General features: G+C 36.4%; 9 protein-coding genes and 1 pseudogene. All 10 read left to right on the top strand.

Going from position 1 to position 12,273, the window contains the following annotated elements; translation table 11 throughout:
* The first annotated feature begins 144 nt into the window (after positions 1–144).
* The 10 genes and pseudogenes from DYE31_RS08410 (at position 145) to carB (ending at position 12,128) form a co-directional block, all read left to right on the top strand.
* Positions 145–938: pseudogene (locus tag DYE31_RS08410) on the top strand (VOC family protein).
* Between the two features lie 8 nt (positions 939–946).
* Positions 947–1,435: a CHAP domain-containing protein gene (locus DYE31_RS08405; RefSeq protein WP_015900061.1), complete on the top strand. Its 489-nt coding sequence runs from the start codon at positions 947–949 to the stop codon at positions 1,433–1,435.
* Between the two features lie 106 nt (positions 1,436–1,541).
* Positions 1,542–2,021, top strand: coding sequence for a signal peptidase II (lspA, locus tag DYE31_RS08400; protein ID WP_015900062.1), 480 nt, complete (start codon positions 1,542–1,544; stop codon positions 2,019–2,021).
* 15 nt (positions 2,022–2,036) lie between these two features.
* The gene (locus tag DYE31_RS08395; protein WP_015900063.1) at positions 2,037–2,954 is read left to right on the top strand and encodes an RluA family pseudouridine synthase; all 918 of its coding nucleotides are present in this window, start codon (positions 2,037–2,039) and stop codon (positions 2,952–2,954) included.
* A gap of 652 nt (positions 2,955–3,606) precedes the next feature.
* A complete protein-coding gene (gene pyrR, locus DYE31_RS08390; RefSeq protein ID WP_015900064.1) occupies positions 3,607–4,134 on the top strand; it encodes a bifunctional pyr operon transcriptional regulator/uracil phosphoribosyltransferase PyrR in 528 nt (175 codons plus the stop codon).
* Between the two features lie 223 nt (positions 4,135–4,357).
* Positions 4,358–5,644 carry a uracil-xanthine permease family protein gene (locus DYE31_RS08385; protein WP_046099473.1) on the top strand — a complete coding sequence of 429 codons (1,287 nt, stop codon included), beginning with the start codon at positions 4,358–4,360 and terminating at the stop codon, positions 5,642–5,644.
* 41 nt (positions 5,645–5,685) lie between these two features.
* On the top strand, positions 5,686–6,594 hold the full coding sequence (locus DYE31_RS08380) for an aspartate carbamoyltransferase catalytic subunit (RefSeq protein ID WP_015900066.1): 909 nt from the start codon (positions 5,686–5,688) through the stop codon (positions 6,592–6,594).
* A complete protein-coding gene (locus tag DYE31_RS08375; protein WP_041612963.1) occupies positions 6,581–7,855 on the top strand; it encodes a dihydroorotase in 1,275 nt (424 codons plus the stop codon). The genes DYE31_RS08380 and DYE31_RS08375 overlap by 14 nt, the downstream gene beginning before the upstream one ends.
* A gap of 6 nt (positions 7,856–7,861) precedes the next feature.
* Positions 7,862–8,962, top strand: a complete 1,101-nt coding sequence (locus tag DYE31_RS08370) for a carbamoyl phosphate synthase small subunit (RefSeq protein WP_015900068.1) — start codon at positions 7,862–7,864, stop codon at positions 8,960–8,962.
* Positions 8,955–12,128: a carbamoyl-phosphate synthase large subunit gene (gene carB, locus DYE31_RS08365; protein ID WP_015900069.1), complete on the top strand. Its 3,174-nt coding sequence runs from the start codon at positions 8,955–8,957 to the stop codon at positions 12,126–12,128. Before DYE31_RS08370 ends, carB begins: the two co-directional genes overlap by 8 nt.
* Positions 12,129–12,273: the final 145 nt, after the last annotated feature.

The following is a 12,273-nucleotide window of genomic DNA, read 5'->3' as shown; positions in this document are numbered from 1 at the left end:
TTTGGCATAATTTGACCTTATTTATAGAACGTATGAGCGCCTTAGAAGTATTTAATAGAAAAAGTAGTTATAATTAATAGTACTTGTGTATAAAGGAACGAAATGAATATTAATAAATAAATATAAGTGGAAGGAGTTGCAACCTTGGCAGCGTACAAACGAGATCATTACGCGAACGGTGTAACATTAAATGTCAGAGACAAAGAAGCGTTAAAACCGTTCTATGAAGATATATTAGGATTTACAGTTATGAATGAAACGTATACCTCGATTCAGTACGAGGTAGGTGACTCAGGACATCGTATAACATTAAGACAATTAGATCATGGGAGAGAACCGTTAGTTTCTGAAGCGGGTTTATTTCACATTGGAATTAAATTACCGACACATGCTGATTTAGCAGATTTAATGGCACATTTAACAGAACAAGATATTGTGATAAATGGTGCTGAACATGATGTGAGTACTTCTTTATATTTAAGTGATCCAGAAGGCACGGTTTTGAATTTTATGCAGACTTGCCAGAAGAAACGTGGGATTATGATAAAGAAAACCGTGTCATTATGGATACAAGACCTTTATATGCTTCTAAATTGATGAATTTGAGAACGCATAAAGATTGGGAAGCTTTACCTGCTGATACAAAAATAGGAAATGTGCATTTAAAAACAATTCGATTAAAAGAAGTAAAAAATTTCTATTTAAAATATTTTGGTTTAGAAGAATCATCTTATGTAAACTCCTCATCGCTTTTTATGGCTTCTGGCGGTTATCACCATCATTTGGCTGTAAATCATTGGATGTCGAGTATGAAACGAATGGAAAGTTCTGAAACTTATGGTTTATCGTTTATTGATTATCATTACCCAGAAACTGCACACAAATGGATAAAAGGACCTGACGGCATTGAGTTCAGATTTAATTATTTGGGAGCTTAATTATTAAGATGAAAAAACTATTAAAAGCAGTTATTTTGTTTGTTGTTCTTGGCGGCGCTGCAATATTTTTCTATGAAAATAAAAATGATGTTTCACTATGGATTGAAGAGTTGAAACCTGATCCCATGGGTTTTAATGCGTATGAAAAAGGACAGTGTACGTATTATGCTTTTGATAAAGTTAAAAAAGACGGCAACATGATCAGCAACCGTTGGGGCGATGCTGAAAATTGGGCTGAAGGTGCAAAAAGAGATGGATATGTGGTCAATCATAAACCGGCCGTACATGCTTTAATGCAGACAACGAAAGGTAAACTAGGACACGTGGCTTATATAGAACGTGTAAATAAAGATGGCTCCTTTGATGTATCAGAAATGAATTATATTAAACCTTATAAAGTATCATCACGTCCTATTACAGCGGAAGAAGCCAAGAGTTACAACTATATCCATCCTAAAAAGAATCCCAAAGCTGAGGATGAAAAAGTGCAAAATTAATTAATAGTGTTGGTTCGAATAACAATTTGTTATAATATAACATGTTGTAAAGAACATACGGAGAAAGTTTAAACAAGATGAATTACTTTTCTTCGGGGAGGAAAACATGAAAAAACCATATTTTGTAAGTATCACATTGTTTATCACAATTGCTGTTTTAATTTTAGATCAAGTGACTAAAGCAGTCATTGCAAAGTCTATGGCAATTGGTGATTCATATACAGTGATACCTAAATTTTTGTATATTACTTCACATCGTAATAATGGTGCAGCTTGGGGGATTTTAAGCGGAAGAATGAGCTTTTTCTTTATTGTAACTATCGTTGTCTTAGGATTATTAGTCTTTTTCTATATCAAAGAAGCGAAAGGCAATTTTTTAATGCAAGTAGCCATTAGTTTGTTATTTGCAGGTGCGCTAGGCAACTTTATTGATCGTATGCTGCATGGTGAAGTAGTTGATTTTATTGATACTAAAATTTTCAGTTATGATTTTCCAATCTTTAATGGCGCAGACTCAAGTTTAACGATTGGAGTTATTCTGGTATTAATTGCCTTATTATTTGACTCCCGCAAATCGAAAGTTTAGTAAAGGAGCATTTACATGACAGAGTTTAACTATGAAATTACAGAAGCTGAGCAAGCAGGTCAGCGTATAGATAAACTGTTGCCAGAATTTAATTCGGATTGGTCTCGAAGTCAAATTCAAGATTGGATTAAAGAAGATTTGGTAACGGTGAATGGTAAGAAAGTAAAAGCAAATCACAAAGTGAAATTGAATGATAAGATTGAAGTGACAGAGAAAGAGACAGTTGAAGCGGATATCAAACCTGAAAACTTAAATCTTGATATCTACTATGAAGATTCAGATGTTGCTATTGTGTATAAACCTAAAGGCATGGTAGTACATCCTTCACCTGGTCATTATACTGGTACACTTGTGAATGGATTAATGTATCAAATTAAAGATTTATCAGGTATCAATGGTGAAATTCGCCCAGGTATCGTCCATCGTATTGATAAAGACACGTCCGGTCTATTAATGGTTGCGAAAAATGATATTGCACATCGTAATTTAGTGGAACAATTGATGGCTAAAACAGTAACTAGAAAATACACTGCTTTAGTACATGGTAATATTCCACATGATTACGGTACAATTGATGCGCCAATCGGCAGAGATAAAAAAGACCGTCAATCTATGGCGGTAGTAGATGATGGTAAAGATGCAGTAACACATTTCAATGTCTTAGAGCATTTCAAAGACTATACTTTAGTAGAATGTGAATTAGAAACAGGACGAACTCACCAAATTCGTGTGCATATGAAGTATATTGGCCATCCATTAGTAGGTGACCCAAAATATGGACCGAAGAAAACAATGGATATCGGTGGTCAAGCCTTACATGCTGGTGTGATTGGTTTTGAACATCCTGTTACTGGTGAATATATTGAACGTAAGACTGATTTACCAGAAGACTTCAAACAAGTTTTAACAGATATAAGATTAAGAGAAGCATAAAAATAATCCCTTGAATTCAGTTTGAGTGCTGGATTCAAGGGATTTTTACATAAAAAAAGAGTCTTGCTGACACAGCAAGTCGATAGCAATTAAGCTACATTTTCGCTTTAAGCTTGTTTTAACTTATTTATGATCTTTTAGAATGAAGTAGAACAGTGCCTGTAAATCCTACGAATGAAGCGTTGCTATAGAATTATAATTTTTCAGAATTTAAAAATTAGTATGATCTTCTATTACATTCTTGAAACTTTAATTATACAAGCTCTTTATTTATCTTTTAAAAGATAGGTAAAGAGCTTGCTTTTTCTATACATTTATTCCTACAAAACATAATTTTATTATGTAAACTTCACAAACCAACAACCTTACCTTTCAAATTTCTCTTTGACTTTTCTTCAATTTATGATAAACTTATTACAGTTTAATAAAGAAATCGTAAGTCTTTAATTGAGAGTACAGAGATGCTCCGAAGACAGGAAGTTTCAACAAGTGTAGTTAGAATAAATGTATCTACGCCTCTAACTAGACTTGGATCATTACACCTAAGCAGACGTGTGAACGTAAATGGTGTAATGGATTCTGACAGGAATCGGATTCCCGTGTCTCTCAATGAGAAGACACGGGATTTTTTTATAGAAAGGTGAGGGCGAGAATGTCAGAACGTATTGTGTTAGATGAAGCGGCAATGAAACGTACGTTAATGCGTATGGCACATGAAATTTTAGAGTACAATCGAGGGACGAAAGACCTTGTATTACTCGGTGTGAAAACACGCGGCGAGTTTTTAGCAAAAAGTATTCAAAGCAAAATTCAACAAATTGAAAATACAACTGTTCCAACAGGCACAATTGATATCACACAGTTCAGAGATGATTTAGAATTACCTACGCCAAAGATTTCAGAGAAGTCATTTGTGATTGATGTTGATATCACAGATAAAGTAGTCATCATAATTGACGATGTACTTTATACTGGACGAACAGTCAGAGCTTCACTAGATGCGATACTCTTGCATTCACGTCCTCAGAAAATCGGATTAGCTGCTTTGGTAGACCGCGGTCATCGCGAACTTCCAATTAGAGCTGATTTCGTTGGGAAGAATATCCCAACTGCACGCGATGAAGCTGTTTCTGTATACGTTAAAGAAACAGACGGCCGCAACGCAGTCATAATTGAATAGCCGTACCCTTTTAAATCAGTACGAGAGACTGACAAAGGGTTTGATAAGAAAGCATTGAAAGAAACTTTTGCGACACGAGAGGTCAGCAAGTTTCAAGATAATATGCATCGTCTATATGTATGAATCTTAAATTCAATGAACAACTTTCTTATCTCTCCCCTTAAGTCTCTTTGCCAGCTGATTGCTGTAAAGAGATTTTTTTCATGAAAGGAAGAAAAAGAGAATGGAAAATGAACAAATGTTTGAACGTACTGTGAAACCAGTACTAGATGTGAATGAGAAACCGAAGCCAGCCCAGTGGGCATTCTTGAGCTTACAACATCTCTTCGCAATGTTCGGTGCCACAGTATTAGTACCATTCCTGACAGGTTTGCCGATTTCAGCAGCGCTTCTTGCATCAGGTATCGGAACATTATTGTACATTTTAATCACAAAAGCGATGATTCCAGCTTATCTTGGATCTAGCTTTGCCTTTATTACACCGATTATTACAGGATTAAGTACTCACAGCTTAGGAGACATGTTAGTCGCACTCTTCATGAGTGGTGTGATGTATGTCATCATCGGAATCTTAATTAAATTAAGCGGTATCGGTTGGTTGATGCACTTACTACCTCCTGTAGTAGTTGGACCGGTCATCATGGTAATCGGTTTAAGCTTAGCACCGACAGCAGCCAATATGGCAATGTTTGAAAACAGTGCCGACATGAAAGGCTACAATGTCACATACTTGATTGTTGCGATGATAACTTTAGTTACAACATTAGTTGTACAAGGCTACATGAAAGGCTTCTTCTCACTGATTCCAGTATTAATCGGAATCGTAGTCGGATATATCGCAGCAACAATCCTAGGCATCGTAGATTTCAAACCAGTCATGAAAGCATCATGGTTGGATTGGCCGCATATTTACTTGCCATTCAAAGATTATACACCAAGTTTTCACATGGGCTTGATACTGTTGATGCTCCCAATCGTATTTGTCACAGTCAGTGAACATATTGGCCATCAAATGGTTATCAATAAAATTGTGGGACGTAACTTCTTTGAAAAACCAGGTTTGCATCGTTCAATCATCGGTGATGGTGTTTCAACAATGTTTGCGAGCTTGATCGGTGGACCGCCAAGTACAACATACGGTGAAAATATCGGCGTGCTAGCTATTACAAAGATATACAGTATTTATGTAATCGGCGGAGCTGCAGTGATTGCAATCATCTTAGCCTTTGTCGGAAAGTTCACAGCATTGATTTCATCAATCCCAACGCCAGTTATGGGCGGGGTATCCATTCTCTTATTCGGTATTATTGCTTCAAGCGGCTTAAGAATGCTGGTTGAAAGCAAGGTAGATTTTTCGGAAAACCGTAACCTAGTTATCGCATCTGTCATTCTCGTTGTAGGTATCGGAAACTTAATGTTCGATATCCACGGTGTAAAAGTAGAAGGAATGGCATTAGCAGCTTTGTCAGGCATTATTTTAAACTTAATATTACCTAAAGCTAAAGCGTAAAAATAACAAATAATATAACCAAATCTTAGGGGGATTTAACAATGAAACAATTAGTATCTATGGAAGATTTAACAAACGAGGAAATTTATTCACTTATCGAGACTGCAATCGAATATAAAAAAGGTAACAAACCAAATAAATTTACAGACAAATATGTATCAAACTTGTTCTTTGAAAACTCTACACGTACAAAATGCAGCTTTGAAATGGCTGAACGTCAATTAGGTTTGCAAGAAATTCCATTTGAAACTAGTACTTCATCTGTTAAAAAAGGTGAATCATTATACGACACTTGTAAAACATTAGAAAGCATTGGTGTAGACGCACTTGTTATCCGTCATCCACAAAATGACTATTATAAAGAATTAGAAGGATTAAACATCCCAGTTATCAACGGTGGAGACGGAAGTGGACAACACCCTACACAAAGCTTGCTTGATATTATGACAATCTATGAAGAATATAAAGACTTCAAAGACTTAAACGTATTGATTTGCGGAGATATTAAAAATTCACGCGTTGCACGCAGTAACTACCAAGCACTTACAGCATTAGGCGCAAACGTAAAATTTGCAGCACCTGGTGAATGGGTTGATGAATCACTAGACGCACCATATGTCAAAATTGATGATGTTATCGAAGAAACAGACATCGTAATGTTATTACGTGTACAACACGAAAGACATGATGGCGAATTGAGCTTTGATCCACATGAATACCATGAAAAATATGGATTAACAAAAGATAGATATAACCGTATGAAATCTGAAGCAATTGTCATGCATCCAGCACCTGTAAACCGCGGTGTAGAAATTGATTCTGATTTAGTAGAAGCACCTAAAGCACGTATTTTCAAACAAATGAAAAACGGTATGTTCCTACGTATGTCAGTAATCACACATATCTTAGCTGAAAAAGAGGAAGGGGTTATCTTCGATGTTGCTAATTAAGAATGCCAAAGTATTAAATCATAATGGTGAGTTGACAGAAGCATCTATCTTAGTAGAAAACGATAAAGTAAAAGAAATTGCACCTGAAATTGTTGTCGGCGATGAAGTTGAAGTTGTCGACGCAAAAGGTCGCTTTGCGGCACCAGGCTTAGTGGACGTTCATGTTCACTTAAGAGAGCCAGGCGGTGAGCATAAAGAAACAATTGAAACTGGAACAAAAGCAGCAGCACGCGGCGGATTTACTACAGTTTGTCCAATGCCGAATACACGTCGAGTACCAGATACTGTTGAACATTTAGAACAGCTTAATAAATTAATTGATGAGAATGCAAGTGTACGTGTATTACCTTACGCTTCAATTACAGTAAGACAAGCAGGCAGCGAGTTAGTAGATTTCAAAGGCTTAGCAGATCACGGCGCATTTGCTTTTACGGACGACGGTGTAGGAGTACAAACAGCAGGTACAATGTATGAAGCAATGCAACAAGCAGCTAAAGTCAATAAAGCAGTCGTTGCACACTGTGAAGATAACAGTTTGATTTATGGCGGAGCAATGCACGAAGGTAAACGCAGTGAAGAATTAGGTATTCCAGGTATTCCTAATATTTGTGAAGCTGTACAAATCGCGCGTGACGTATTATTAGCTGAAGCAGCAGATTGTCATTATCATGTCTGCCACGTTTCTACAAAAGAAAGTGTACGCGCTATCCGTGATGCGAAACGTGCAGGAATTCGCGTAACTGCAGAAGTTACACCACACCATTTATTAATGACAGAAGATGATATTCCTGGAGACAATGCAATGTTTAAAATGAATCCTCCATTGAGAAGTAAAGAAGACAGAGATGCTTTGATTGAAGGTTTGCTTGACGGCACTATCGATTGTATCGCAACAGACCATGCGCCGCATGCAGCTGAAGAAAAAGATCAACCAATGACAAAAGCACCATTTGGTATTGTAGGAAGCGAAACTGCATTCCCATTATTATATACACACTTTGTTAAAAATGGTGATTGGTCATTACAACAATTAGTTGAATATCTAACAATCAAACCATCAAAAATCTTTGACTTGCCATACGGCACTTTAGAAGAAGGTAAAACAGCGGATATTACTTTAATCGATTTAGATGAAGAACGTGAAATTAAAGCAGAAGATTTCCATTCAAAATCAAGCAACACACCATTTATCGGTTATAAAGTATACGGCAATCCAGTATTCACTATGGTAGCTGGAGAAGTGGCATTCAAGGAGGATTAATTAAGCATGTTGGCAAAACGATATCTTGTATTTGAAGATGGTTCAATATATGAAGGCAGAAAGCTTGGATCAGACAATTTAACTAAAGGTGAAATCGTATTTAATACTGCAATGACGGGTTATCAAGAAACAATTTCTGACCCGTCTTATACAGGTCAAATTATTACATTCACTTATCCATTAATTGGTAATTATGGAATTAACAGAGATGATTTTGAATCACTTGTTCCTACATTAAACGGAGTAGTGGTGAAAGAAGCGAGTACACATCCAAGCAATTTCCGTAAACAAAAGACATTTGAAGAAGTTTTAAAAGAATTCGATATTCCAGGAATTTCTGGTGTGGATACAAGAAGTATCACTCGTAAAATTCGTGAGCATGGTGTTTTGAAAGCAGGTTTTACAGATCATGCAGAAGATATTCCGCAACTTATCGAATCACTAAATCAATTTGAACTATCTCGCGATGAAGTACCGACTGTATCGACAAAAACACCTTATGTATCAACTGGTTTTGACTTAAGTGTCGTACTTGTGGACTTTGGAAAGAAACAAAATATCGTTAGAGAATTAAATGCACGTGGTTGTAATGTCACAGTAGTTCCTTACAATACACCTGCAGAAGATATTATTCGTATGGCACCTGATGGAGTGATGTTATCAAATGGACCAGGCGACCCTGAAGATGTGCCTGAAGCAATCGAAATGATTAAGGGTATTCTTGGCAAAAGTCCTTTCTTTGGAATTTGTCTCGGACATCAATTATTCGCACTTTCACAAGGTGCGACATCATTCAAAATGAAATTCGGACATCGTGGGGCGAACCATCCAGTTAAAGATTTAGCTACAGGAAAAGTTGCCTTAACTAGTCAAAACCATGGTTATGCCATCGATGCGGAGTCTATTACTAATACAGATTTAGAAGTGACACATATCGCGTTGAATGACCAAACAGTTGAAGGTTTAAAACATCAAACGCTTCCTGCCTTTTCAGTACAATATCATCCAGAAGCATGTCCAGGACCAACTGATTCAAATTATTTATTTGATCAATTTGTGTCTATGATGAATGAATTCAAAGAGAAGGAGCGTTTCGCAAATGCCTAAAAATAAAGACATTAATACGATATTAGTAATCGGTTCAGGACCAATTATTATAGGACAAGCAGCCGAATTTGATTATGCTGGAACGCAAGCTTGCCTTGCTTTGAAAGAAGAAGGGTACAAAGTTATTCTTGTGAATTCAAATCCAGCGACAATTATGACGGATAAAGAAATTGCAGATAAAGTTTATATTGAACCATTAACACATGATTTTATTGCACGTATTATTCGTAAAGAACAACCTGATGCATTGCTTCCTACATTAGGAGGACAAACTGGGTTGAATATGGCAATTCAATTGCATGACAGCGGTGTTTTAGAATCTAATAATGTTCAATTGTTGGGAACAAAATTAAGTTCAATTCAACAAGCTGAAGATCGTGAGTTATTCAGAAGCTTAATGAACGAGTTAGATGTTCCTGTACCAGAAAGTGACATTGTCAACACAGTCGAACAAGCTTTTGCTTTTAAAGAGCAAGTCGGTTATCCATTAATCGTAAGACCTGCTTTTACAATGGGAGGCACTGGCGGAGGTATCTGCCATAATGATGAAGAGCTAAAAGAAGTTGTGACAAATGGTCTGCATTATAGTCCCGCAACACAGTGTTTGATTGAAAAATCGATTGCAGGTTTTAAAGAAATCGAATATGAAGTAATGCGAGATAAAAATGATAATGCGATTGTTGTTTGTAATATGGAAAATATTGATCCGGTAGGTATTCATACAGGTGATTCAGTAGTTGTAGCACCGAGTCAAACATTGACGGATGTGGAATACCAAATGTTGCGTGATGTGTCATTGAAAGTAATTCGCGCATTAGGTATTGAAGGTGGTTGTAATGTTCAACTTGCATTAGATCCGCATTCTATGAACTACTACATTATTGAAGTGAATCCACGAGTGTCACGTTCATCAGCGTTAGCTTCTAAAGCAACTGGTTATCCAATCGCAAAATTAGCAGCTAAGATTGCTGTCGGCTTAACATTGGATGAAATGTTGAACCCAGTAACAGGTACATCATATGCAGCTTTTGAGCCTGCCTTAGATTATGTGATTTCTAAAATTCCACGTTTTCCATTTGATAAATTTGAAAAAGGAGAACGTGTACTTGGTACTCAAATGAAAGCTACTGGCGAAGTTATGGCTATCGGAAGAACTTACGAAGAATCATTATTAAAAGCCATTCGTTCATTAGAATATGGTGTACATCATTTAGGTTTGCCGAATGGTGAAAGTTATGATTTAGACTACATAAAAGAGCGTATCTTACAACAAGATGACGAACGTCTCTTCTTTATTGGAGAAGCGATTCGTCGCGGCACAACTTTAGAAGAAATACATGAGATGACACAAATTGATTATTTCTTCTTAAATAAATTCCAACATATTATTGATATTGAACATGAACTAAAAGACCATAAAGGTGATATTGAGTATTTAAAATATGCCAAAGATTACGGCTTCAGCGACAAAGTGATTGCGCATCGTTTTGATATGACAGAAGATGAAGTAAATCAATTACGTAAAACAAATGACATCAAACCTGTGTATAAAATGGTCGATACTTGTGCTGCAGAATTCGAATCTTCAACACCATATTACTATGGCACATATGAAAGAGATAATGAATCTGTAGTGACAGATAAAGAAAAAGTGATTGTATTAGGATCAGGTCCAATTCGTATCGGTCAAGGGGTTGAATTCGATTACGCAACTGTACATGCAGTATGGGCGATTCAAAATGCAGGTTACGAAGCAATTATTGTTAACAACAATCCAGAAACAGTTTCTACAGACTTCTCGATTTCTGACAAACTTTACTTTGAACCATTGACTGTTGAAGATGTAATGAACATTATCGATTTAGAACAGCCTAAAGGTGTTGTTGTTCAATTCGGCGGTCAAACTGCGATTAATTTAGCAGAAAAGTTAGCTGAAAAAGGTGTGCAAATTTTAGGAACATCTTTAGAAAATTTAAATCGTGCTGAAGACAGAAAAGAATTCGAAGCATTATTAAATAAAATCGATGTGCCGCAACCTAAAGGTAAGACAGCTACATCTCCAGAAGAAGCTTTAGAAAATGCACGAGAAATTGGTTATCCAGTTGTTGTTCGTCCATCATATGTACTCGGCGGGCGTGCAATGGAGATTGTCTATAATGATGCTGAACTTGGAAATTATATTAGAGAAGCAGTGAAAGCAAGTCCTGAACATCCAGTGCTTGTAGACCGTTATCTGACTGGTAAAGAAATCGAAGTAGATGCAATTTGCGACGGAGACACTGTAATTATTCCAGGTATTATGGAACACATTGAACGTGCTGGTGTGCACTCTGGTGACTCAATTGCTGTATATCCACCTCAGACATTATCTGAAGAAGATATTAAAACACTTGAAAGTTATACAACGAAATTAGCAAAAGGTTTAGATATTATCGGCTTAATCAATATTCAATTTGTACTTGCACATGATGGGGTGTACGTATTAGAAGTGAATCCAAGATCAAGTCGTACAGTACCATTCTTAAGCAAGATTACTAATATTCCTATGGCACAACTTGCTATGCGTGCAATTTTAGGAGAAAAACTAAGTGATTTAGGTTATCAACCTGGACTTCAACCTTATACAGAAGGTGTGTTTGTCAAAGCGCCTGTTTTCAGTTTTAACAAACTGAAAAATGTAGATATTACATTAGGACCTGAAATGAAATCTACAGGAGAAGTTATGGGTAAAGATTTAACACTTGAAAAGGCGTTATTCAAAGGGTTGACTGCAAGTGGTGTAGAAGTAAAAGATCACGGCACAGTCTTAATAACAGTAAGTGACAAAGATAAAGATGAAATGGTTAAGGTTGCGAAACGTTTAAATGAAGTCGGCTATAAAATTTTAGCAACAGAAGGTACAGCTCAAAAATTAGCTGATAACCATATTCCAGTTGAAACGGTTGGTAAAATTGGTGGGGAAGACGACTTATTGACACGTATTCAAAATGGCGAAGTTCAAATTGTCATTAATACAATGACAAAAGGGAAAACAATCGAAAGAGATGGATTCCAAATTCGCCGAGCATCTGTTGAAAACGGTGTACCTTGCTTAACTTCTTTAGATACAGCAAATGCACTTACGAATGTCATTGAAAGCATGTCATTTACAATGAAACAAATGTAGAAAAAGCAGCTTCTAAAACCTCTTTTGATAAAAGGAGGTTGAAGAAGCGCTTCGTTATGTAATAATGAAAGATAAAACAGTGTTTTTTTAAGACTGACACATACATTTTACGGGAATTCATGTACAATAGAGAAAGCAATTAAAT

Origin of the sequence: Staphylococcus carnosus (genome assembly GCF_900458435.1) — a bacterium.
GTDB classification, from domain to species: domain Bacteria; phylum Bacillota; class Bacilli; order Staphylococcales; family Staphylococcaceae; genus Staphylococcus; species Staphylococcus carnosus.
Note: the sequence above shows the minus strand (reverse complement) of the source record. Positions and strands in the feature narration are given on the sequence as shown.